The sequence below is a fragment of the uncultured Serinicoccus sp. genome, from assembly GCF_947487915.1.
Lineage (GTDB): Bacteria > Actinomycetota > Actinomycetes > Actinomycetales > Dermatophilaceae > Ornithinicoccus.
Genome location: NZ_CANKYH010000015.1, coordinates 13,996 through 36,468, shown reverse-complemented (window position 1 = coordinate 36,468; position 22,473 = coordinate 13,996). Strand labels below are relative to the sequence as shown.

General features: G+C 69.3%; 25 protein-coding genes. 12 read left to right on the top strand and 13 right to left on the bottom strand.

Annotated elements, in window-relative coordinates:
* Nucleotides 1-197: 197 nt before the first annotated feature.
* Nucleotides 198-971 carry a hypothetical protein gene (locus tag Q0795_RS16415; RefSeq protein ID WP_298891547.1) on the bottom strand — a complete coding sequence of 258 codons (774 nt, stop codon included), beginning with the start codon at nt 969-971 and terminating at the stop codon, nt 198-200.
* 124 nt (nt 972-1,095) lie between these two features.
* On the bottom strand, nt 1,096-1,392 hold the full coding sequence (locus tag Q0795_RS16410; protein ID WP_298891546.1) for a helix-turn-helix domain-containing protein: 297 nt from the start codon (nt 1,390-1,392) through the stop codon (nt 1,096-1,098).
* Nucleotides 1,393-2,023: 631 nt separating this feature from the next.
* Between Q0795_RS16410 and Q0795_RS16405 the strand changes: the two genes are divergently transcribed.
* A complete protein-coding gene (locus Q0795_RS16405; protein WP_298891544.1) occupies nt 2,024-2,833 on the top strand; it encodes a sigma factor-like helix-turn-helix DNA-binding protein in 810 nt (269 codons plus the stop codon).
* The gene (locus tag Q0795_RS16400; RefSeq protein WP_298891542.1) at nt 2,820-3,674 is read left to right on the top strand and encodes a hypothetical protein; all 855 of its coding nucleotides are present in this window, start codon (nt 2,820-2,822) and stop codon (nt 3,672-3,674) included. Before Q0795_RS16405 ends, Q0795_RS16400 begins: the two co-directional genes overlap by 14 nt.
* Nucleotides 3,675-3,694: 20 nt before the next feature.
* Here Q0795_RS16400 and Q0795_RS16395 read toward each other — a convergent pair whose 3' ends face one another.
* The 5 genes from Q0795_RS16395 to Q0795_RS16375 all read right to left on the bottom strand — a co-directional run bounded on the left by Q0795_RS16395 (nt 3,695) and on the right by Q0795_RS16375 (nt 7,758).
* Nucleotides 3,695-4,705: a site-specific integrase gene (locus Q0795_RS16395; RefSeq protein ID WP_298891540.1), complete on the bottom strand. Its 1,011-nt coding sequence runs from the start codon at nt 4,703-4,705 to the stop codon at nt 3,695-3,697.
* A 68-nt stretch (nt 4,706-4,773) separates the two neighbouring features.
* Complete coding sequence (locus Q0795_RS16390) at nt 4,774-5,109, bottom strand: hypothetical protein (RefSeq protein WP_298891538.1); 336 nt, start codon at nt 5,107-5,109, stop codon at nt 4,774-4,776.
* Nucleotides 5,106-5,990, bottom strand: a complete 885-nt coding sequence (locus Q0795_RS16385) for a hypothetical protein (protein ID WP_298891537.1) — start codon at nt 5,988-5,990, stop codon at nt 5,106-5,108. Before Q0795_RS16385 ends, Q0795_RS16390 begins: the two co-directional genes overlap by 4 nt.
* 122 nt (nt 5,991-6,112) lie before the next feature.
* Nucleotides 6,113-7,270 (bottom strand): pentapeptide repeat-containing protein, encoded by a 1,158-nt coding sequence (locus Q0795_RS16380; protein WP_298891536.1) that lies wholly within the window; start codon nt 7,268-7,270, stop codon nt 6,113-6,115.
* A 65-nt stretch (nt 7,271-7,335) separates the two neighbouring features.
* Nucleotides 7,336-7,758: a hypothetical protein gene (locus tag Q0795_RS16375; RefSeq protein WP_298891535.1), complete on the bottom strand. Its 423-nt coding sequence runs from the start codon at nt 7,756-7,758 to the stop codon at nt 7,336-7,338.
* Nucleotides 7,759-8,046: 288 nt separating this feature from the next.
* Here Q0795_RS16375 and Q0795_RS16370 point away from each other — a divergent pair, with 288 nt between their 5' ends.
* From Q0795_RS16370 to Q0795_RS16350, 6 genes are all read left to right on the top strand, one after another.
* The gene (locus tag Q0795_RS16370; protein WP_298891534.1) at nt 8,047-8,172 is read left to right on the top strand and encodes a hypothetical protein; all 126 of its coding nucleotides are present in this window, start codon (nt 8,047-8,049) and stop codon (nt 8,170-8,172) included.
* A gap of 47 nt (nt 8,173-8,219) precedes the next feature.
* The gene (locus Q0795_RS17270) at nt 8,220-8,462 is read left to right on the top strand and encodes a helix-turn-helix domain-containing protein (protein WP_366942473.1); all 243 of its coding nucleotides are present in this window, start codon (nt 8,220-8,222) and stop codon (nt 8,460-8,462) included.
* A gap of 247 nt (nt 8,463-8,709) precedes the next feature.
* Nucleotides 8,710-9,795, top strand: a complete 1,086-nt coding sequence (locus Q0795_RS16365; protein WP_298891533.1) for a hypothetical protein — start codon at nt 8,710-8,712, stop codon at nt 9,793-9,795.
* 256 nt (nt 9,796-10,051) lie between these two features.
* Nucleotides 10,052-11,683: a ParB N-terminal domain-containing protein gene (locus tag Q0795_RS16360; protein WP_298891532.1), complete on the top strand. Its 1,632-nt coding sequence runs from the start codon at nt 10,052-10,054 to the stop codon at nt 11,681-11,683.
* A gap of 140 nt (nt 11,684-11,823) precedes the next feature.
* Nucleotides 11,824-12,837, top strand: a complete 1,014-nt coding sequence (locus Q0795_RS16355; protein ID WP_298891531.1) for a DUF932 domain-containing protein — start codon at nt 11,824-11,826, stop codon at nt 12,835-12,837.
* A 115-nt stretch (nt 12,838-12,952) separates the two neighbouring features.
* Nucleotides 12,953-13,282: a hypothetical protein gene (locus tag Q0795_RS16350; protein WP_298891529.1), complete on the top strand. Its 330-nt coding sequence runs from the start codon at nt 12,953-12,955 to the stop codon at nt 13,280-13,282.
* Here Q0795_RS16350 and Q0795_RS16345 read toward each other — a convergent pair.
* Together Q0795_RS16345 and Q0795_RS16340 are read right to left on the bottom strand one after the other, a co-directional pair.
* Entirely contained in the window at nt 13,255-13,713 is a 459-nt protein-coding gene (locus Q0795_RS16345; RefSeq protein WP_298891527.1) for a hypothetical protein, read from the bottom strand. The genes Q0795_RS16350 and Q0795_RS16345 overlap by 28 nt on opposite strands.
* A gap of 36 nt (nt 13,714-13,749) precedes the next feature.
* The gene (locus Q0795_RS16340; RefSeq protein WP_298891526.1) at nt 13,750-14,172 is read right to left on the bottom strand and encodes a hypothetical protein; all 423 of its coding nucleotides are present in this window, start codon (nt 14,170-14,172) and stop codon (nt 13,750-13,752) included.
* A 357-nt stretch (nt 14,173-14,529) separates the two neighbouring features.
* On the opposite strand from Q0795_RS16340, the gene Q0795_RS16335 reads away from it, so the two are divergent.
* The 4 genes from Q0795_RS16335 to Q0795_RS16320 all read left to right on the top strand — a co-directional run bounded on the left by Q0795_RS16335 (nt 14,530) and on the right by Q0795_RS16320 (nt 17,506).
* A complete protein-coding gene (locus Q0795_RS16335) occupies nt 14,530-15,642 on the top strand; it encodes a tyrosine-type recombinase/integrase (RefSeq protein ID WP_298891524.1) in 1,113 nt (370 codons plus the stop codon).
* A complete protein-coding gene (locus Q0795_RS16330) occupies nt 15,642-15,977 on the top strand; it encodes a helix-turn-helix transcriptional regulator (protein ID WP_075818527.1) in 336 nt (111 codons plus the stop codon). Before Q0795_RS16335 ends, Q0795_RS16330 begins: the two co-directional genes overlap by 1 nt.
* Nucleotides 15,974-16,249, top strand: coding sequence for a hypothetical protein (locus Q0795_RS16325; RefSeq protein WP_075818529.1), 276 nt, complete (start codon nt 15,974-15,976; stop codon nt 16,247-16,249). Before Q0795_RS16330 ends, Q0795_RS16325 begins: the two co-directional genes overlap by 4 nt.
* A 774-nt stretch (nt 16,250-17,023) precedes the next feature.
* Nucleotides 17,024-17,506 (top strand): hypothetical protein, encoded by a 483-nt coding sequence (locus tag Q0795_RS16320; RefSeq protein WP_075818531.1) that lies wholly within the window; start codon nt 17,024-17,026, stop codon nt 17,504-17,506.
* 32 nt (nt 17,507-17,538) lie between these two features.
* On the opposite strand, the gene lnt is transcribed toward Q0795_RS16320, so the two are convergent.
* Genes lnt through Q0795_RS16300 form a run of 4 tightly spaced genes read right to left on the bottom strand, consistent with a single transcriptional unit; the run spans nt 17,539 to nt 22,457 of the window.
* Nucleotides 17,539-19,140: an apolipoprotein N-acyltransferase gene (lnt, locus tag Q0795_RS16315; protein ID WP_075818533.1), complete on the bottom strand. Its 1,602-nt coding sequence runs from the start codon at nt 19,138-19,140 to the stop codon at nt 17,539-17,541.
* A complete protein-coding gene (locus Q0795_RS16310) occupies nt 19,133-20,047 on the bottom strand; it encodes a cation diffusion facilitator family transporter (RefSeq protein ID WP_298891520.1) in 915 nt (304 codons plus the stop codon). The genes lnt and Q0795_RS16310 overlap by 8 nt, the downstream gene beginning before the upstream one ends.
* Nucleotides 20,044-22,038 carry a cation-translocating P-type ATPase gene (locus tag Q0795_RS16305; RefSeq protein ID WP_298891518.1) on the bottom strand — a complete coding sequence of 665 codons (1,995 nt, stop codon included), beginning with the start codon at nt 22,036-22,038 and terminating at the stop codon, nt 20,044-20,046. The genes Q0795_RS16310 and Q0795_RS16305 overlap by 4 nt, the downstream gene beginning before the upstream one ends.
* Nucleotides 22,035-22,457: a metalloregulator ArsR/SmtB family transcription factor gene (locus Q0795_RS16300; RefSeq protein ID WP_051125173.1), complete on the bottom strand. Its 423-nt coding sequence runs from the start codon at nt 22,455-22,457 to the stop codon at nt 22,035-22,037. The genes Q0795_RS16305 and Q0795_RS16300 overlap by 4 nt, the downstream gene beginning before the upstream one ends.
* Nucleotides 22,458-22,473: the final 16 nt, after the last annotated feature.

The window sequence follows — 22,473 nt, the reverse complement described above, 5'->3', positions numbered from 1 at the left end:
ATCTACAGGCCGCTCAGCACGGTGGCACAGCGTCACATTGGTCTGGGGATGGGGAACCCAGGGACGAGTGGTCGATGGCTGTCGGTTGATGCACCAGGCGAATGGGCCAACGTGCGGCGTATTCCAGGGGGTCAGGGCGGGATGGGCGGGCGGCGGACCGGACCGGACCGGACCGGTGGAAGTGAGGACTGCGCCGCCTAGGGCTCGGCGATGATTCTCAGGTCTCTGACTCCGCCCTGGTTGATGACGTCTCGGGCGAGATCTCCCATCGTTTGCACGAGCTCGTCGCCCCCCGCCAGTGGGTCAAGGTCGATGGTCACTAGTTCGAACCGGCGAATGGCCTCTGCCGAGTCCTCAGGCTGCAGATAGCCAGCGTGTTCTTCGCGGGTCTGAATGTACAGCGGGCTTCCTTCCCTGCCAACGAGCCCAACTCGGACCCGGTATCCGCCGTGCACACCTCGCTCCTGCGCGTACTTGCGCAAGATGGCGGTGAAGTCGATCAAGGCTGCCTCGACGTCGCCAGAGACGCAGTGGTTCAGTTGCCCCACCGGGGTCCAGGCGGCGGCGCGTTCGTCGTCGCGGAGGCCCCCGAGTCGGTAGCCTGCCAGGACTGTCCCATCGTCATGGAGCGCCTTCCGGTAAGCCTCTGTGGTGTCGGTATTGCTGCGGATGACCCACTGACGCAGGCCCTTTCTCACTTGCCCGGTGTCCCACCGCTGCCACGAAGGGGCATACCCCGCGACGAACCGTGGAGGTGGACGCAGATTCAGGTACGTGAGGGCGTTCTCATGGGTGAAAGACGCCTCACCACGCAACAGCTCCGCCGGGACCGCGGCCAGGACGATGCATACTCCCTGGTCTGGGTGTAGCCCGTCACCCGCCCGGTCAAGGAGACCCGCGATGTGCTGCTCACGGGCGTGGGCCTGCTGGAAGCGTTCCCTAAAACCACGCTCGATCTCCCGCTCGCTCATGGCAACCGTGAGCGAGCCGTTGCGGCGTGGTGCCACGAAAGCGTCTGCCCCCTTGCGAGCGAAGTGCGGGGCGTCGCGCGAGTCGGGCACCCGCAGCAGGACGACGTCGACCTTCTCGGAACCCTCAAGCGGGTGAAACTCCAGGCCCAGGACCGGGGGGGCCGATGTGTGCGTACGCCGCGGTGAGCAGCCGCTTTTCGATGGACGCGTTCCACTCCACGGGCGTGATCTCTTTCGCGGCGTTCCGTTCGCCGTCCTCGGCGACCCCGAACACGATGCACCCGCCACCGCTGTTGGCCATCGCGGCGAAGTCCTTGGCGGCCTCCTCGCGCCACTTCGGGTTCTGGTGGTCGTAGATGACCCGTTTCCAGTCCAGGTCAGCTGTCTCCTCGACACCCTGCGCGACGGCCTCCTCGATCATCTGAAACGTGACCGGTCCAGGTTCGCGGCCAAGAGCCCGGTGCAGAGGTGTGAACAACAGTCGTCCTTCCGACGCAGGTGGTCGCAGCTGCGACCAACGCTACGTTGCTACAGCCCGCGCTGGGTGGCGATCGCGGTGAGCGGCACCGTCCGGGTTGCAGCCGCGGGGGATGTCGACGATCTCGGCGCTTCTAGTGGCCGACGAGCTTGTGGAGAATGGAGACGCTGAGCGCTCCAGCTGCTAGGCCGGCCAGCACCCAGCTGGGGGCGCCCAACCAGGTAAGCACACCCGCGATGACCCCGATGATCAACGACGTCAGCAAGATGAGAAGGGTGCGAGTGCTGAGCAACGGACGGTCCTCGGGAGGCTGGTCGCGGCCGCGCTGAGGGCTGACGGTCTGACTCATCGTGGCTTCCTTCCACACGTGGGTAGTGCCCATCGGCGTGAGGGGCTGTGTCCTCTTGCAGGTCGCTGACCAGCGCGTATCCCACTGTGATAAGAATCTCTGAAGAACGTTCTTAAGCGAACGTGGGGTGGCCTGTTGAGCCTCCCCTATGAAAGTCCGACTTCGTCGATGCGGCGAAGCCGCCCCGGAGCTTGTGAGGGGTTGACGAAAGGCAGTGGGGACGCGATGGTCGCCGAGGACGGGGTTGAGGAGGTGCCTCAGGTGGCGGGTGACGTCTCCCTGCCACCAGCTGCGGAGGGCGGCCTACAACTGGGCAATCAGGCGGCTGAGGATCTCGCAGTCGCTCAAGACGACGCCGACCGGGCCGCCAGACTGCTCGCAGATCAGGAGCTCTTCAATGAGATGGCAGCTGACGGCTTCGCCGGGCCGAAGTTTGAGTTGTGGAGCGAATCCTTGATGCGGTACTCGATCGCGGTCCTTCATGCTCAGCTGATCACGGGGCTGATCTGGGGGTTCGCGGCGCAGAAGGGGAGGCCAGCTGTCGGGGCGACTCTCACGGTTCGACAACGCCTGGCCGAAGATCAAGAGGCCCGTCAAGATCTAGTTCATCTCCTCTTGGCCCAGACGTGGAAACGGTTCTACGACCATGCTCTACAAGAGTCTCAGTGGACCGCCGACGGCGGCGCCAGCCTCCAGACCTACTTTATTGGCGCCGCTCATTTGCAGCTGAGCACGACTTTTCGGGAGTGGCGCAAGAACTACCCCGACCCCGATCCCGCCCGACGCCCGCTCCCCGATCCCGACGCTGGTTCACACGGACGGAGGTCGGAACGTCCAGACACCGCGATCATCGATCAGGCCGAAAAGGACGCAATGCTCGCCCTCGCTCCTGCCGGCTCTCGAGACGTCGTTGTATACCGCCTTGACGGTTACAGCCATGCCGAGATCGCCGAGCTCACCAACAGGACTGAGCGCGCCGTCGAAGGCGTGATTCACCGCTATCGAAAGACCTTGGAGCGCCATGGATACTTCTGACGAGCTTCGCGAATTCGAAGAACGCCTCAAGAGGACCTCCCTTGGAACTGCAGGCGCGCAATCGCTCATCGAGTCAGTGTCGACCGAGGAGGCGCAACAAGTCCTCGCCGAGACCATCGTTCCGCAGGAGGAAGATCGACAGCGGGGCAAAAGCGCTGGTCGAAAGGGGCGGAAGAAGGTGGTGCGGCGCAAAGACGCTGGCCCAGAGGTTCCAACGGTGGTCCGGCCAGAAATTTTGCGCAACATCAGAACGTCGTTCGCTGCGACCTCGCTCCCAAAGTTGCGTGAACTGACAATAACGCCGTCGGCATTGGGTAAGGGTGAGTTTACACCTGACGCCCTTCGGGTCCTGGTAGGAGAAAAGCCACTTCTTGTCCGCATAAGTTCAGACACCCCTGGGTTTGCTCATATCCTCAAGGCATTCGTCCGGAAGCATGCAAGCAAAGCCATGCCAATAGGCGAGCGTCATTTTTTGATTGTCCCAGAGACGGATCCTGAACAGCCCATTGATTCAGTAGATGAAAATTGGGGAGCCGAACGAAAGATGGCCAAGGACATCGTAAGGGATCGTGATTATGAAAGCTTGAGTCCCGAACGTCGCAAATTAAAGGGCAGGGGGCGTTTCCAGCCTAAAAACTCGGAGCGATTGGCGCTCCGTGCTTTCGCACTGCACGCTCGCGGAGTAGCCTTACAACAAATCGCCTGGCGCCTACGCGTCAGTGAAGCCAGCGCCGCACGTCTCATCGAGAGAGGAAGGCTGAGAGAGGACATGGAGAGAGGCATCACCTCTGCAAAGAATCCCAGCGGGCATTCTTCTTCGAAAGACCGCAGGCGGTTATAGCTCCATCTGTCACCGCGTTGCTACAGGCCGAGCTGGGTGGCGGCGTTGTCGGTCCAGGCGTTCTCGATGCGGGTGTAGATCCCGAGGGTGGCCAAGGACCGGTGGCGGGTCTGGTGGGCGATGGCGCGGTCGGTGATGCCACGCAGATGGGCGTAGGTGACGAACCCGGCCCGCAACGAGTGGGCGGTGTACCCGTGCGGGTCGAGGTCCGCGCGGGCGACAGCGTCGGTGATGAGTGTGTTCGCGGCCGCGGCCGTCAAGGGCCGGTCCAAGGCCCGGTTGCCCTTGGACACCGGCCGCAGGAGCGGTCCTTCGGCGGCCGGGTCCTCGAGGCCAGCGAGGTGCCGCCAGGTGGCGATCGCGGTGACCGGGCACCGGGCGGGATTGCCGCCGCGGGGGATGACGACGATCTCGGTGTTCTCGCCGTACTGGTTGGTCTTGGACCTGGGCAGGGTGAGCACGAGCCCGTTGGGGTGCTCGGCGAGGTGCTTCAGCCGGATCCCGACGAGCTCAGAGCGGCGTAGCGCGGCGACGAACCCGACCAGGAGCAGGACCCGGTCCCGGGCGCCGCCCAGGTGCGGCTGCGGGGCGCGTTTCGGGTCGGCCCAGGTGCGGGTGGTGGGGCAGGCGTCCAGGACGGTGAACAGCTCTGGTGGCATTAGCGGCCGGGACTGGACAGGTGGTTGGCCGTGGACCCGGCGGATCCCTTCCCAGACGGCGACGACGCGGGCGTGCTTGGTCGGGTCCGGCAGTTCGCGCAGCTGGTGCGCGAACCGGATCGCCGAGAGCCGGCGGGACATGGTCCCGGTCTTGGCGCCGTGCTCGGCCAAGTAGGTCAAGTATCGGGCGATCGCGACCGCCGACGCCGGCATTAGCTGCTGGCCGTACCCGTTCGCCTCGCACCAGGTCGTGAACTCGCGCCAGTCCGCGGCATACCCGGACAGGGTGTTCTGCGACCGGGCGGCCGCGACGTACTCGGCCTCCTGGTCGGTGAGCTCCTCGGTCACCGGGACCGCGGCCAGCAACGCCATCGGGTCAGCCGGTTGGACCGAAGCATGCGGCAGAGGCGGAGCGCCGGGCGCCGGCGGCTCGAGAAGGCTCATGAGCGGCGCCGAGGGCGGGCGAGGAGGGCGTTGGCCACCAGAGCTAAGACGCGGTCACCGAAGGTGGGGTGGCGCCCGGGGGGAGCGGGCAGCGTCCCTGACGTGCTCGGGCCGTCGAGGCCGTCGAGGCCGTCAAGCCGGAACGGCGGATCGACCAGGGCCTGCCAGGACGTCCTGACCAGGACTAGCCCGGCGGTGTAGATGAGGATCCCCGCTGCACCGACCCAGCCAGCAGCTCCGGTCTGGATTGACGGGTCGAAGGCGACCCAGGCTGCGGTGCCGGTCGTGGCCACCCCGGCGGGAGCCAATGTCGCGCCCAGGCTCAAGGTCACGATGTTGTCCGTAGACGCCGCCGTTGGGCAGGCTGGCCATGGTGATGAGAACGGAAACTGGCCAGTAGCGACGCAGGCGGCTTGGCTACCGGGAGCTCGTCATCGAGGAGCCGCCGAGCGATGCCATTGCGGGCGTTCACTTCCTCAGCGATCGGCACCAGAGCAGCACCGATCGTTATCGGGGCACCCACCAGTAGTCCGCCGAGGAGAATCCAGACGGGACGGGGGGCTCCTGCGGCGCGCTCGACGTCGACACCGACGGCGGCCGTCAGCACCCCCAGCAAGACAGCGAGCAGAGAGCCAAGCAGGAGCAGCGCCGGCCGCGCGAAGGGAAGATAGGGCGGATTGAGCCGCAGGCTCAGGAGCTGAGCAGTCACTTCCCGGTGGAGGTCCTCGATGAGCCGGCGTTGTTCGGGGAGACACGTGCCGGCCTCGAGCAGGCCTCGCCACTGGGCCTCCTCACGGCGGAGGCGGGCCGGGCGAGCAACCGCGGACGCCAGGCCCCAGAGACCGACCAGGCCACCGATGACCACGCCGGCGGCGTTCAGCCAGGCTGTCAGCTGCTCACTCATCAGGAGAGCGCTCCTGGCCGAGGCACGGCATCTGCGTCGGAGCCGGTGCTGCAGATCCTCGCCGTGCGGATCGGGGAGCTGCGGCGGGTCCAGCCGGTCGGCAGGCCAGGTAGCGAGCTGGTGGGCACGCTTGTCGTCGAGATGGCGCCGGCCCCGGTCTCCTACCGCAGGCGGCACCCGGTCCCGCGCCCCGGACTGCTGTCCCATCTTTCGAGCAGTGCGGCGTTTGGTCAGTGCCCACCCGGTCAGCAGGACCAGGACCGTAAGGATCGCCACCACGGCGACGGCAACTGTCGCGAACCCGCTCATGCAGACCAACCCGTCCCAGCTGCCGACATCGCCATATTACCCACCATTCTATTCATTATGGTGGGTAATAGACGACCACGACAGCCCAGCGGAACGCCGACCGCTCGGGTTCGCTCGCGCGGTCACTCCCACCCGTGGAACTGTTTACCGTCTTGGGTGATGGTCGCGCCGTCCTGGAGCCGAGGAGCACTCAGGCCACTGAGCGTGGCGTCGTTCTCTCGCTTGACACCATCGAAGGTCACCTTCACGCCCGTCGTCCGTGGGGGCTGGGCGCAGAACGTCGCCTCGTCAAACCTGGTGGTCTCCCCGGAGAACGTCGCCCCGTCGAACAAGGCGATTTCCCCGGAGAACGTCGCCCCGTCGAACAATGTGTGATCCCCGGAGAACGTCGCCCCGTTGAACAAGGTGGTCTTGGCGGAGAACGTCGCCCCGTCGAACCAGGTGTGATCCCCGGAGAACATCGTCTCGGCAAAGGAGGTCTCCACCCCCGAGAACGTCGCCGCGTAGAAGTCCACGTGCCCTGCGAAGCGTGACTTGGTTAGGTCGAGGTTGGTCAAGTGCGCACCGGTGAGGTTGTAGTCAAGGCTGGACCACGATCGGTGGGCGTCAGGTTGAGTGTGGTCCCGGATTACGGTCGTGATGGTCTCACGGACCTGCTGGTCGAAGGGTTTAGAAGCGGGGTTCTCGTGGTGGACAACGGTGCGGCCGTCGTGGAAGACCTGGGTGATGGTCGTCGAGGTGTCGGCGAGGTGGTTGGTGGCGGGGTCGAACGGGAGCCTCAGGTACCCGCAGAGGACGTCGAGGCACTGTTGCCGGCGGGTGGGGTGTTCGTCGGCCAGGGCGGCCATGGCGTAGACGCCGGCGATCCGTTCTGCGGGTGCGGCGCCGCCGAGCTGGGCGGCGGCGGAGGCGAACCGGTCGGTGAAGGCGGCGTCGAACTCCCGTCTGGTGGTCTGCTCGGACACGTCTTGTTTGCGCAGGTTCACGACCAGGGCGACGAGCACACCGGCTGCGGTGGCGACGGCGAACGCCGCGGTGATCCTCTGAGCCGGGGTGATCCCCGCATCGGTGTCTACTTCGACGAGCTCACCGACACCTACGTAGGCGCCCCAGACCGCGCCAGTTCCCAGTAGCAGAGCACCAAGCAGGACGGCCCATAGTGACCAGCTGGCGAGCCCCCGCAAGCCGGGATCCCTTTCTGGGTTCGGCTTTGGCTGGGGAGCCGGATCCGGGTGCCTGGCGCGCTGTTCCGGCGGGGCGGGGTCGTCGTCGGTGGCCATGAACGCCATCGTTCCAGCAGTCGACCGCTACTGCTGGTCAACCCACACTTTCGAGCTCCACTCCCCTACCGGCGCTCCTCCTGGGTGCGGTATCCCTGGCCGGCGATGGCGCTCTGCGCGGCCTCGAGCGCGGCGCCGAGAGTGCGCGCCGCGTCGGCAGCCGTCAACAGGTGCCCTCGTGCGACGTCGACGCTTTCGTGCGGGTCCCCTGCGGTGTCGTACACGTCGTACTCCGCCAACGACTTCTCCAGCCCCTCCCCCAGCTGGGTCAGCGCCTGCGGCAGCAGGTACCCGACGCCCTTGAGGTTGCCGACAACCTCGTACAGCACCGGTGCCGGCACCGCGTACCCCTGAGAGGTGAGGTGGTTGATCGCCCGGATCGACTCGCACGCCACCTGCGGCCAGCCGGCCACGTCCTCGCGGGCGTTCTGGCCGCCCCAGGCCCGCAGCCCCCGGCCCCCGTGCACCGCGTTCTCGACCCCGCCCATGTCCTTCACCTTCCCGTCGCTGGACTACTACCGTCATCGTGCCCGAGGCCGCGGACGGACCGCTGCAGTTGTCCACAGGGAGACTGCTGGTGTTGCGAAGTGTGTTCGATACCGTGGGTGGATGGCTGGCGGCATGTACGGCAAACGGGGCCCGGGTGTCCCGTTGCGGGACCGCGGCCGCGTCACGGTCACGACGGATGTCGCGGCCCCGGCGCTGCGGCCGGCCGGGCAGGCGCCGGCGACCCGGCATGCCTGGGCCACGTTCGAGGATCTTCAAGACCCGGTCCCGTGCTGGTGGTCAGCTGGCACCGGTCAGCCACCGGGTGGCAGGCGTGGGTCGTGCTCGTCGTCGACGACCAGGCCGTCACGCGGTTCCTGCCGGCGGCCCAGCTGCGTCCGGCGCAGACGTCCTGAGACCCGAGCGCGGGCACGGGGTCACACTAAGGTTGTACGTTCACCAGGTGCCCTACCCCGGCCGGCCCTCGAGCCACGACGCCGACCCAGAACTAGCAGGAACCGCGGCGCCCGGACGGTGCCTGCCCGACCACGTGAAGGCCTACGTCGTCCGCGAGTACGAAGCCGGACGTTCACTGCGCGAGCTGGCCGAACTTACGGGCCGGTCCCACGGCGCCGTCCGGAACATCCTGCAGCGCGCCGGCGTGCCACGCCGCGGCCGCGGCGCACCGCCCGTCGCTTCCCACTGAACGTGAGCACAGCAGCTCAGACAGCGCTCAACGCTTGCACTGATAGGCAGGAGCGACGGTCGACGCAGCCAGGGAATCCACGCGACACGGCTTGCAGGTCCCGTCCCGTTGGCAACTGTTCGGCACCATAGAGTCCGTGGGGGACCAAGCTGACCAGCGAGCAGAGGCACGTGGCGCGTCGCGGACGTGGCTAACGTCGGGCGGGGCAGCCGGATGGGCCGTCGCTGGTGTTCTAGTTGCCATCCAGGTGATCTACGCCTCTCTGAACCAATGGCTGCCCGCGGACGGCTCAGGAGCCCAACTAGAAACGGTCAGGAGCGCCGTCACAATCATCGGTGTCTTCGGCGCCGGGATCCTTGCCACCGCGGCCGTAGTGCGCCTGAAACAGACCGATGACACATACAGGCTCGAACTCGCGAAAGACGACCGCAGCGACATCTCCGCCCTTCGCTCCCGGTATACGACCACGGCGGAGCAGCTCGGCCACCCTTCTCCCGCTATCCGACTCGCCGGCGTCTATGCCATGGCCGCCCTGGCCGACGACTGGGCCGCCCGCGGAAACACCAACGAGGTGCAGACCTGCATCGACGTCCTGTGCAGCATCATCCGGACACCCCCACCAGCAGATCTCGCGGAGCACGAGCAGCGTGCGGACCTCGAGGTCCGCCAGACCATCACCCGAACTATTGCAGCCCATCTGCAGCACGACACCTCACCGGGCTGGCATGGTCGGGACTTTGATTTCACCGGCGCCGCTTTTACTGGCACTCACTCTTTTGCCGGAGTTCACTTCACCACTGGCTACTTCAGTTTTGAGCGCACGCTATTCACCGACTCTACGTTGAGGTTCGACGACGCCCATTTTGACTCCGGCACCGTGGCGTTCGCCAACGCTCGATTCATTGGCCACCGGATGAGCTTCACCAACGCCAGGATCGCCGGATCCAGGCTGAGATTCGACGGGGTGGAGTTCGCCGGTGGGAAAGCAAGCTTCACAAATGCTCGGTTCACCGGCGGCCGCACAAGCTTCTATCGTGCCCAGTTCGTCAACGGAACGTTGAGATTCGACGGAGCCAAGTTCGATGGCGGTGAAACGACCTTTGCCCGCGCCCAGTTCATCAACGGGAACGTTGTCTTCTCCCACACACGGTTCACTGGCGGCACAGTGACCTTCGACAGTGCTTCGCAGGAAAGAGTGGACTGGAACGTGCTGGCGTCTTGGCAGTACCCCGGAGTCGTACTTGGCCAATGGGCAACGGCGCCCCCGGTGGGGTGGCCTCTGCCTGCACGCCAAAGACCCGGCCATGGCGCAAGCGCCAGGTCCGAGGCCTAACACCCTCCCGGGTGCATTGACGGTCGGTGGGTGCGCCCCCTTATGTTCGTCACCCTCCCTCTGAGGGAATCCGCCTGGAGGTGGCGAAGCGGCGGCTGGTGCGTCGGGGCGCGCCGCGTCGGGTGTCGCGTTTCCCCAGGTCAGAGCGGGTTTGGTCGGCTGTCCACAGATTCTCTAGGACGGCCCTGCCGGGGTGTGTCGGTTGGCAGTGTGGGTGGTGCAGGAACACCTGTCATCCGAGGGGAAGGAACCCGACATGAGCACCACCACCAGCCTCAGCACCAGCACCAGCACCATCACCGAGGCCCCCGAGGCCGACGTCCGGGGGTGGGAGGCCGGGAGGGTCTACGAGGTCGACCCGGCCGCCTTGGTGATCGGCACGAATGTGCGCACCGACACCCGCGAGTCCAAGGAGTTCTCCGCGTCAGTCAAGGCCCGGGGGGTGATCGAGCCGATCACCGCGTGGGCCGACCAGGACGGTTCCCTGGTCGTGGAGCGGGGCCAGCGCCGCGCCCTCACCGCTGCGCGGGTCGGGACCCCGTCCGGGACGGTCCCGGTGCGGGTGATCGAGCGTCCGGGTGAGACGGACCGGATCACCGACCAGCTGACCGAGAACATCCACCGGGAGGGCATGCACGCGACCGAGGAGCACGAAGCGATCGAGCAGCTCGCGCTGCTGGGGGTGTCCGCCGCGCAGATCGCGAAGCGGACCGCGATCAAGCGGGGCACCGTGGACACGGTCCTGACCGTCGCCGGGTCGGCCACCGCCAAGGAGAGAATGACCGGGGAGGGTCTGACCCTGGAGCAGGCCGCCGCTGTCGCGGAGTTCGAGGACGAGCCGTGGGCGATGGCCGAGTTGGAGGGCCACCTGCGGTTCGGTGGGTACGGCATCACCCACGTGGTGCAGCGGTTGCGGGACGCCCGCGCCGAGCGGGACCGGGTTCAGGCCGAGGCCGAGCGGCTGCGCCAGGACGAGGGCCTGCCCGCCCTCGACGTGGTGGACTACCCGGCCCGGTGGCGTGACCTGGCCCTGTGCGACCTGGTCCGCGCCGAGGACGGGCAGCCCGTCCCGGAGCAGGACTGGCCCGGTGTGCCTGGTGCCGCCGTCGCGGTCAGCCTCGAATGGGACGACCGCGACACCGACACCACCACCGAGCACGACGGCGAGGGTGAGAACGACGGCGCTGACGCCGACCTCGAGGACCTCGACGCCAGGGAGGACGAGCGGCAGGCGGTGCAGGTGCTGGTGCCGGTGTGGATCTGCACCGACCCGCCAGCGGCCGGGCTGGTCACCTCGTGGGACTACCGCCTGTCCCAGCGCCAGGACTACGGCACCGGGACCGGCAGCGACGGTGGACCGTTGGATGAGGCCGCGCAGGCGGAGGCGAAGCGTTCGCAGCGTCGCCTGGTGCGGGAGAACAACACCGCGTGGCGGTCGGCAGAGACGGTGCGCCGTCAGTGGCTGGCCCAGTTCGTCACCCGGAAGACCCCGCCCAAGGGGGCGGAGGACCTGATCTGCCAGGCGGTGCTGACCGGGCCGCACTGGCTGCGGCAGGCGTTCGAGTCCTCCCATCCCCGGCTGCGAAGCATGCTGCGCCCGACCGAGGACGGCACCCCCCTGGTGTCCTATCTCGGCGGGCACGCCCAGGCCCGTGAGTTGGCCGACGAACCGGTCAACGCCAAGGCCGCGACGATGCGGGCCCTGGCCGCGATCCTCATCGCCTGGGAGGACAAGACCGACGTGCACACCTGGCGCAACCCCGACGACTGGGACCGCCGGGTCATGGCCGCCCTGACCGGGTGGGGCTACGAGGCCTGCGACGTCGAGCAGCTGCTCACCGCCACCGCCGACGAGGGCGAGGGCGCCGCCGAGGACGGCGCCGTCTGAGCCGTCCACACCCCGGGTCCATCGGGCGGGGTCGTCCACAGATCGGGGCGACCCCGCCCGGTGCGGTCCCGTATTGAGAAGACTCAGAAGTGAGCGGGGAGGCCACCAGGGCCGCCGCCACCACAGGGGAGGGACCCACCATGTCGCACCAGATCGAGACCCACGATGACCAGGCCGCAGCCATCTTCGCCCACAAGGACCCCTGGCACCGCCTGGGCACCACCGTGCGGGGGATGTCGTTCACCGCGCAGGACGCGATGACCCTGGGCCGCCTCGGCGGCTGGCGGGTCCGCAAGGCCCCGGTCACCACGACCGAGGTCACCGACGACGGCGTGCACGTCATCGAGGTCACCGGCAAGCAGGCCACCATCCGCACCAACCCGTTCACCGGCACCCCCGAGGCTTTGGGCGTCGTGGGCGAGGGGTACGTGCCGATCCAGAACGAGGAGCACTGCGAGTTCCTGAACCTGCTGGCCGACGAGGGCGGCGCGGTCTTCGACACCGCCGGGTCGCTGCGCGGGGGACGTCAGGTCTTCGTCACCATGCGCCTGCCCCGCACCATGAAGGTCGGCGGCGTCGACGACGTCGACGTCAACATCGCCGCTCTCAACAGCCACGACGGGTCGTCCGCGTTCCGGGTCATGGTCACCCCGATCCGGGTCGTCTGCGCCAACACCCAGCGCGCCGCGCTGCGCCGCAACCACGGCATGATCTCGATCAGGCACACCACCAACGCCAAGGCGATGGTCTCCCAGGCCCGCGAGGCGCTCGGGCTGACGTTCGAGTACGTCGAGGACTTCGAGGCCCAGGCCGAGCAGCTGGTCAACACGACCATGACCGAGGCCGGGTTCATCGACCTGTCCCGGGCCGTCTTCGGCACCCCACGGGCCGAGGCGTCGAAGCGGACCGCCACCACGGCCAAGAAGCGGGAGCAGGCCCTGCTCGCCCTGTGGTCCGACGCCGCGACTCAGGCCAGCGTGCGCGGCACCGCCTGGGCCGGCTACCAGGCCGTGGTCGAGTACGTCGACCACCACGCCCCCGTCCGGTCCACCGACCGGCCCGCCGACCAGGCCCGAGCCGAGCGGCTCCTGACCACCAGCGGCCCGAACCAGGCCAAGGACGCCGCCTGGGCGTTCGCCACCGCCACCCTCTGAGGCCGCACCCCAGACCGCAGGCCCCGACCCGGTACCCCTCCCCCTCGAACCGGGCCGGGGCCTGCACCCACCACCACGCACACTCGACCGCCCTCACCCGGCAGAGAGGGACACCGTGAGCACCACCACCAGCCACCAGCCCGTTCCGGCAGCGGATTACGTCTACACCGGCAGCGTGGCCGACCTGCACGGCCAGCCCGTGCCCACCGCCACCATCGACCGGTGCACCTGCCAGCACTGCCCCACCGACCCGTTCACCTGCCCCACCTGCAGCAGCACCGGCGGCCACGTCGAGTACCTGTGGAACGAGTGCCCGCACCACTGGCCGCCGCCCCGGTACACGGCCTGGACCACCCACCCGGGCGGGCACCCGGTGCGCCTGGTCCACGTCCGCGCCACGTCACTGACCCCGGCCTCTCACCACAACAACAGCTGCTCCCCGTAGAGCGCCCGCAACCGGGCCAGGTCAGCAGCCACCAGGGCAGGGTCTTGCCGGGCCAGGTCCCGCAACTCCCGCGCCCGACGCCGCGCCCCCCGGGGGTCGCCCAACGGCGATCCCGCCAGGTCCCGACGGGCCACCCACTCCCGCCGGTTCTCCTCATACGAGGAGGCCACCACGTGGCCGGGGTGCACCCGCTGGCACAGCGGGTTGTCGCACCGGTGCCCCAGCACCCGGACCTGGTCCAGAGCGTCCAGCCCGTGGGCCAGGCCGAAGGCGAACCGGTGCGCGATGACCACCCGGTCGGGCGCGTAGTAGAACCTGCCGTGCCCGCGCCCGCTGATCGCACCGGTCCACCACCGGCACCCCGACCCCGGCACCTCGACCACCTTGGCCTGCCGCGCTGGCCACCGTCCCGCCGTCGGCCAGCGCGGCACCCAGGGCAGCCAAGCCCGCACCCTCCAACCGCGCCATCACCCCATGATGCCCGCGCCGCCAGGCACCGGCCCGTGCGCGGGCGCTCTCACCGCAGCGTCCTGCCCCGCCGGCTCCTGACCCTGGGCCTGCTCCCCCTTCTCGCTCTGGTCCTGGGCGAGCTGACGCAACCGGGCCGCTTCCCGCGCCTCCAGGCCAGCCCCGCACCACCGGAGCGCCTCCCCGACCGTCAGTCCCTCGACTTCCACCATCGACCGCAGCGCCTTCCCTGCCCGCACCTCAGCCGCCCGGATCCGCTCATCCCTGGCCCGCACCAGGATGTCCCGCTGCGCCAGTTCCTCGGCCACTCTCACCCCCAGGTCACCCAACCGCTTCTCCCTCTCCCTGCGCTCCGCCGCCAAGCGCTGCTGACCCTCCCGAGCCGCACGCCGAGCCTTCTGCCGCGCCGTCTGCTTACCCATGCTGATCACCGGACCTTCCCGACCATCGACGAAACCGACACCTGTCACCACCCACAAGCCCAGCCACCACCCCGGACAGCATCACCACTTCCCCGACCGCCACCACCGAGCACGTCCACCCGCCGCACGCCCGCAGACCCCTCACCACCGCGCTCAACCGCTCCGAGTCCCACACACCTCTTGCATTGCCGGTGGAAGCGAGCATTATCGCGTCAGAAGTCACACCCGCCGGGTGGTCTGCGGATTAGTAGGGACTCCGACGTCCCCACGCGTGTCCGTTGACCAGGGACGCCCAACTAGGTGTAACGTCAGGAGCAACAATATGGCTTCTGCGGCAACGACGGATCGGCGGTCCTGATGGTCGGTATACCCGGCTCGGCGGGGCTCGTCCTGGTCGCCGGGGTGGCTCATCTGAACGAGGAGAGCGCCGTTTTCGAGGCGATGCTGACCGGGTGGGGTCGTCAGCAGGCCTCCCGGCTGCTGGGTGAGAAGACCATCAGCGACCGGGTCCGGCTGGTCCGTCGGTTCACCGAGTTCGCCGAGTCCTACCCGTGGTCGTGGGGCCCTGGGGACGTGGAGGACTTCACGGTATCCCTGGCCAGCGGGGACGGTCGTCGGTCACCCTCGACGATCCGCGGGTACCACCTGGCGCTGCGGATGTTCTGCGATTACCTCACCGACGCCCGGTACGAGTGGCCCCGCCAGTGTCGCGACCGGTTCGGCTCGGTGCCCTCGCAGGTGTGCCACGAGTGGAACACGGTGGCACATCTGAACGAGTACGAGGGCCGTCCGGCACGGCGACCGTTGACGTACGCCGAGTTGCAGGATCTCTTCGACCACCTGGACGCCCAGGTCGAACGGGCCGCGTCCTCGGGCCGCAAGGGAGCGTTGAGCGCGTTGCGGGACGCGCAGGTCTTCAAGACCGCCTATGCGTTCGGCCTGCGCCGCAACGAGCTGTGCCGCCTGGACGTGGCCGACCTGCGCCCCAACCCGCACGTGCCCAGGTGGGGAACGTACGGCTCGGTGCACGTCCGCTACGGCAAGGCCGTTCGCGGCGGTACCCCGCGCCGCCGCACGGTCCTGGCGGTGCCCGAGTTCGACTGGGCCATCGAAGGGATGCGGCAGTGGGTCGAGCAGGCCCGTCCGCTGTTCGGCGTGCCTGGACATCCAGCCCTGTGGGTGACCGAGCGGCTCTCACGGGTCTCGTTGCGCCACTTCGACGCCCGTTTCGCGACGGTCCGCCACCAGGCGGGCCTGGACCCGGCGCTGTCGCTGCACTGCCTGCGCCACTCCTACGTCACCCACCTGGTCGAGTTCGGCTACCCCGAACGGTTCGTCCAGGAACAGGTCGGGCACGCCTACGCCTCGACCACCGCGATCTACGCCTCGGTCAGCAACGACTTCAAGGACAAGACGCTCAAGGCCGCGCTGGCCCGCGTCTACGCACCCACCGATCAGGAGGACCAGTGATGACCGTCCGCACCGTGATGGGGTGGAACCTGCGCCAGGTGATGGCCACCCACGGCATGTACCAGACCTCCGAGCTCGTCCCGCTGCTGGCCGAGCGCGGGGTCCACCTGTCCCGCGAGCACGTCTACCGGCTGGTGGCCCGCACCCCGCAACGGCTGAACATGGACGTCCTGGCGGCCCTGTGCGACATCCTGGACTGCGAACCCAACGACCTGCTGGTCCCCACCGTCGTCGAGGACCAACCCGCCAAGACCGGGACCGGGGACAGCGGTCCGGGCATCGGTGACCTGCGCCCGATCCGGGCCCGGGTCCGCCGCCCGCCCGAGGGCCGGTGAGCCCACGGGCGCGGCTGCCGCGCCAGGACTGCGCGCACTGCGGGCGACACGACCGGTGCACCCGGATCGTCCTGGAGGAGGCGGTCTGCCAGCGCTGCACCCTGCGCTTCGCCCGGACCGCCCAACCCTGCCCCGGTTGCGCCAACATCAGGGTGCTGGCCTTCTACGACACCGCACGCCGGCCGGCGTGCGCGCCCTGCACCGGCAACGAGGCCGTCTACGCCTGCACCGCCTGCGGGAGGGAGGACTCCCCGTGGGGCCGGCTGTTGTAGGTTCTCGGGCGACCTGTCGGGCGCGCAGCCCACTGACCTGCGCAGCGACATCTTGGTGAGACTCCGGCTGTCTCAACAACTTGTCGGAATCTCGGCCCTGATCTGCAGACCAGGCTGGCTGGGGGTCGGCAGCATCGGTTCGTGGGCGGCTAGCGGGGGGCGCTCCCCGCATCTTCCTCGATCACCATCCCGAGTCGATAGAGAGCGTTGCGGCTCGCGAGCAGTTGCCCGAGCCGGATGATGGGGGTCGTAGCAGCCGCTGCGACCTGCCCCAGACCACGCTGCCGAGGACGAGGTCCACCTGAGTCCCGCCAGCGATCGGGGTGACGGTGACGCGAAACCACCGTCCCGGTCCGGAACGGGACGAGCGCAAGACTTCCCGACAGACTGCTATTTCTCCTGCCACAACACGTGGCCCGCGGTCTCATCGGCGGTCGGCTCCAGCGCGCGGAACCGGCGCACGTAAATGCCCTGCAGCCTGCCCTCAGTGCGGTTGCCCTTGCGCATCGTGCCGATAGCCCGGGCCCTCGTCGGGCTGCAGATGTGGTGTCCGGAACGCCGGTGACCGGCGAGCCTGTCCAACTCGGCTCAGCGGCCAACTGGTGAAGCACCGGTCGCCTACAACTGGCCATTGACACCTACCGTGTGCTTGCAGGTTGCCGCTGTACCTGCGGTGCCCCGGTTCTGGTTGCCCCGCCGAGGCGTGGTTCATCCGTCGCCCGGGGCCGCGGAGTCGCGGGGACCGGGTCGTTGCAGTCTTCGGAGAGGTATCGCATGTCCCGTGCTGAGCCAGCCGAGTTCGTGGTGGACCGGCAGGTCTGGACCAGCTATCGACCCTTCCTGGACCTCGGGTCCGTGGGGGTCGTGCTGGGTGGGTTGCTCGCTGCCGTCACAGGGCCTCTGGCGCTGCCCATGGGGTCATGGGCAGCTGCCTACCTCGTGCTAGTGGTCGGGGTCGGCCAGATCGTTCTTGCTGGCGGTCAGGCGTTCGTGGGCGGGTCGGACCTGGCGTCGTGGCGAGTCTGGTCCGAGGTCATGGCGTGGAACCTCGGTAGCGGCATCGTTCTTGTCGGTGGTATGCCCGGGATCCCCGTGGTGGTCGCCGTTGGGGGGCTGGTGCTGCTGGCGGCCCTCGTACTCTTCGCGACCGCGGTGCGTGGCGGGGGAGCAGCCGTGGGCCTGTATCGCTTCTTCACGCTCTTCCTCGCGGCGAGCGTGGCCGTCGGGGTCGGACTCTCTGCCGTACGCCACGGATAAGCCGCCCCCGGCGTGATGGCCCCCACCTTGGATCAGGCGCCTGTGTGGGCCCCGGGTGATCCACGGCGAGGCAGCCGTCGCCGTGGTTGCCAGAAGAGCCCAACGGCGACGACGAGGGCGGCGGCGGGTACGACCCAGGGGCCGGTGTGGACGGCGAGGGTCTGCTCGGTGCGCACCGGCAGCTGCCCCAGCAGGGTCGCCTGGGTGTACGGGTCGCTGCGTTGGTGAACGACTCCGTCCGGGGTGATGAGTCCGGAGACACCGACGTTGCTGACGTGCGCGACGGAGCGGCCGTACTCGACCGCCCGGACCCGGGAGATGGCCAGATGCTGCGCGGACTGGTCTCCGTCGCCGAACCAGGCGTTGCTGGTGGGGACCACGAGCAGCTGCGCGCCGCCGGTGACGAGGTCGCGCACTGCCCGGTCCACGACGATCTCGAAGCAGATGGCCAGTCCCAGGTCCACGGGCCGGCCGTCGGCAAGCGGCACCGGCACCACGCCGGGGCGGTCGCCGGCGCTGAGGTCGACGATCCGGTCCACCCACGGGCTGAGGTGCCTCAGGAGCGGGCGCAGCGGCATGACCTCACCGAAGGGCGCCAGATAGATCTTGCTGTACGTCTGGTCGAGCCCTAGCCCGGGCAGGTAGCTGAACACCATGTTGGCGGGTGGCCCGGCACCGCCCTGTCGGGACAGGCCACCGAGCACCAGCGGGGCGCCGACGGCTTCCACTGCCGCCATGATCTGGTCGGTGGCCGCCTGGCCGACCCGCGGGTCCAGCGGGTCCAGGTCGGTGGCGCCCTCGGGCCACACGACCAGGTCCGGAGCCGCAGCCTGGCCGGCGTCGACACGGGCCGCTAGCTCGTGGGTGCGGTCGGCATACCGGTTGAGCATCGTCCCCGGCTCGGCGGTCAGGGTCCGGGTGTACCCCTCGGGGATGTCTCCCTGGAGCGCGGCCACGCGCACCGGCTCTCCCCCGGTCGGGCGGGGAACCAGCACCGGCCCGACCACCAGGACAGCGGCAGCAACCAGCGCTCCGGTGGCCCTGCCCAGGTGCGTGCGCCCAGGTGCGAGGAACCGCTGCACGGCCACGGCGAGCAGACCACCGGTCAAGGCGAGGAGGAAGCCGAATCCCGGGACTGCCAGGAGGCTGACGGCGCCGAGCATCGGTGAGTCCGCCTGGCTGAAGCCCAGCCGTGCCCAGGGAAAGCCGCCGAACGGTGTTACCGAGCGGGCCCACTCCATCAGTACCCACGCCGCGGCACCGACGACGGGGCGGACCGCGCCCGTGCGCTGCAGCAGCGTCAGCAGCACGCCGAGGGCGGCCGGGTAGAAGGCGGAGGCCACGCTCATGGCAAGCCAGGCCGGAGCGCCGGCGTAGGTGCCGGCCCAGGTGAACATCGGCGTGAACCAGGCCAGTCCCAGCAGCAACCCGGACAGCGCGCCGGCCCACCAGGACGCCCCTGCGGTGGCCAGCGCGAGCGCGGCGCACCCGACGATCGCCAGCCACCACACGTCGTGCCCCGGGAACGCCAGCCACAGGGCGGCACCGCCCAGCAGACCGAGCAGCATGCGTGCCGCGAGCACCAGCAGGAAGTATCCATGGCCCGTCCGGACCGGACGGGCCAGCCTATGCATGGGCGGCGTGCTCGCGTTCGGCGTGGTGCGGGGGTTCGAGCTGGATGGTGGAGTGCTCGATGCTGACGGTGAAGTGGGCGGCGACGCAGTCCTGGAGCTGGGCGAGCATCTCGGCGGCGTGACCGTCGGCGAAGCACTCGTCGTCGAGGACGACGTGGGCGGTCAGCACGGGCAGTCCGGTGGCGATGGTGGAGGCGTGCAGGTCGTGCACGTCCTGAACGTGCGGGACGGCGAGCAGGTGGGCACGGACGTCGTCCAGGTCCAGACCCTTGGGGGTCGACTCCAGCAGGATGTGGCCGGCCTCGCGCAGGATGGCGATCGCCCGGGGCACGATGAGGGCGGCGATGACCATGCCGGCGATCGCGTCGATGCGGACCCACCCGGTGGTCGCGATGACGATGGCGCTGATGATGACGGCCACGGACCCGAGGGCGTCGTTGACGACCTCGAGGAAGGCGGCGCGCATGTTCAGGTTCGCGGCCCTACCGGTGCTGAGGACCAGCATCGAGGCGATGTTGCCGGCCAGGCCGACGATGCCGAAGAGGAGCAGGCCGGTGGAGCTGACCTCGTGCGGTTCGTAGAGCCGCCGTACGCCCTCGACGAAGGCGTAGATCCCGACCCCGAGGAGCACGGTCGCCTGGGCGCCGGCGGCGAGGACCTCTGCACGGCGGAACCCCCAGGTGCGGGCCGGGGTGGGTGGGCGCAGCGCCAGTGACGCGGCGACCAGTGCCATGGCCAGCCCGGCGGCGTCGGTGAGCATGTGCCCCGCGTCGACCAGCAGCGCCAGTGAGCCGGTCCACAGGGCCCCGATCACCTCGGCGACCAGGATGGTCGCGGTGATCGCGAACGCGACCGCCAGCCGGCCCCTGTGGCTGGTCCCGACGCCGTGGTCGTGACCGGCGCTCATGCAGTCGCTCCTTCCAGACGGGCGGGATCCGCCGGGGAGGCGGTCAGGGTGGGCAGCTGCCGGGTGCGTCCGGCGCGGACGCCGTTGGCGATGACCAGGACCTCGGCCAGCTCGTGGACCAGCACCACGGCTGCCAGGCCAAGCACACCGAACAGGGCCAACGGGATGAGGACCGCGATCAGGACCAGGGACAGCACGACGTTCTGCAGCATGATCGTCCGGGTGCGGCGGGCGTGGTCGAACGCGAACGGCAGCAGCCGCAGGTCATCGCCCATTAGGGCCACGTCGGCGGTCTCGATCGCCACGTCGGTGCCCATGGCGCCCATCGCCACGCCGACGTCCGCGGTCGCCAGCGCTGGTGCGTCGTTGACGCCGTCGCCGACCATCGCGATCGCGCCGCGGCCGCGCAACCCGGTGACCACTTTCGACTTGTCCTCCGGGCGCAGGTCGGCGTGCACCTGCTCGATCCCGGCCTGGTCCGCCAGGGCAGCGGCCGTGACGTGGTTGTCGCCGGTGAGCATGGCCACGGTATAGCCGTGGTCGCGGAAGCGGGCGATGACCTCGGCCGCCTCCGGCCGCAGCTCGTCCCGGACGGCGATCGCGCCGACCGGTTGACCGTTGACCTCGACCACGACCGCGGTCGCCCCCGCCCGCTGCATACTGATGACGTCCCCGGACAGGGTGCCCGGGTCGACCCAGTCGGGCTTGCCCAGCCGGACCCGGGCACCGTCCACGGTCCCGACCAGCCCGGCGCCGACCACCGCGTCGACGTCCTGCGCGGCAGGCGCCCGGTCGGCGGCGGCCAGGATCGCTGCGGCGAGCGGGTGCTCGCTGCGGGCCTCCAGCGCGGCCGCCCAGGCCAGCACCTGCTCCCGGTCGGTCCCGGCGCTGGTGGCGACGTCGACCACGGCCGGCCGGTTGCGGGTCAGGGTGCCGGTCTTGTCCAGGGCGACGGTGCGCACCCTGCCCAAGGTCTCCATGGCGGCGCCACCCTTGACCAGGATCCCGCGGCGGCTGGCGGCCCCGATCGAGGCGACGCTGGTGACCGGCACCGAGATCGCCAGCGCGCAGGGAGAGGCGGCGACGACCATCACCAGGGCCCGGTGCACCCACACCGACGGGTCGCCCAGGAGCGCGCCGAGAAGGGCCGTCAGGCCTGCGGCGACCAGGATGCCCGGCACCAGCGGGCGGGCGATCCGGTCGGCCAGTCGCTGGGTGGCGCCGCGGCGGGACTGCTCGGCCTCCACGACGTGCACGATCCGGGCCAGCGAGTTGTCCTGCGCGGTGGAGGTGACCTCCACCTCCAGGGCGCCGGTGCCGTTGATCGACCCGGCGAAGACGTCCTTGCCCGGCCCGGTCTCCACCGGCATGGATTCACCCGTGATGGCCGAGGTGTCCAGGGCGCTTCGACCGGTCCGCACGGTCCCGTCGGTCGCCAGCCGCTCCCCGGGCCGCACCACCATCACGTCGCCGATGACCAGCTGTGCCGGGTCCACCACGAGCTCCCGGCCGTCGCGGAGCACGCTCGCCTCCTTGGGCACCAGGTCCAACAGCGCCCGCAGGCCGTGCCGGGTGCGGGCCAGGGAGTACTCCTCCAGGCCCTCGCTCAGGGAGAACAGGAACGCCAGCGCAGCAGCCTCCTCGACCTGCCCCAGCAGGGTCGCCCCGACCGCGCCGATCGTCATCAGCAGACCCACGCCGAGCTTGCCGCGCGCCAGACGGCGCAGCGCACCCGGCACGAACGTGGAGCCACCCACGAGCAGCGCCGCCGCGGCGAGCACAAGCTCGACGGTCTCCCATCCCCCGAGCCCGGCGAGGAACCCGGCCAGCAGCAGCGCACCGGAGGCCAGACCCAGCTGCACCTCCCGCACCTGCCACAGCCGGGTCGCCGGCTCCTCGACCTCTCCTGCTCGAGCTGGTGGGGCGACGGGAGCCTCGCATCCGCACGCGTCCACCGCCACCTCCCGCTGCGGCGTCTGCGGCCCGCTCACGCCCCCGCCTCCTGCCCGGCGTGGGGGCGCAGCTGCTCGGGGGCCGGGTTCCCCGCGGTCCCCGCGCCGTAGTTCGGGCACAGCGCGACCGCATACCCCGACGTCGCGAGCAGGCGCTCCGCCGCGTCCAGCACGTCCAGCAGCTCCGGAGCACTGGTCAGCGAGAACATCGAGGCCCGGCCCTCCGGGCGCGAGACCACCAGGCCGCAGTCTCGCAGGCAGGCCAGGTGCGCACTGACCGTGGACTGCGCCAGCCCCAGGTGCTCCGTGAGGTCGCGCACCTTGTGCTCCCCCAGCGTCAGGTGCTGCAGGATCGCCAACCGTGACCGGTCTGACAGACCGTGGAACAGCGCGGCCGCCACGTCGAGCCCTTCAGCTCGGGTGCCGTCGCCTGGCGCGGGTGCGCTCTGTGATGTCATCGTCATGCGCCGATCA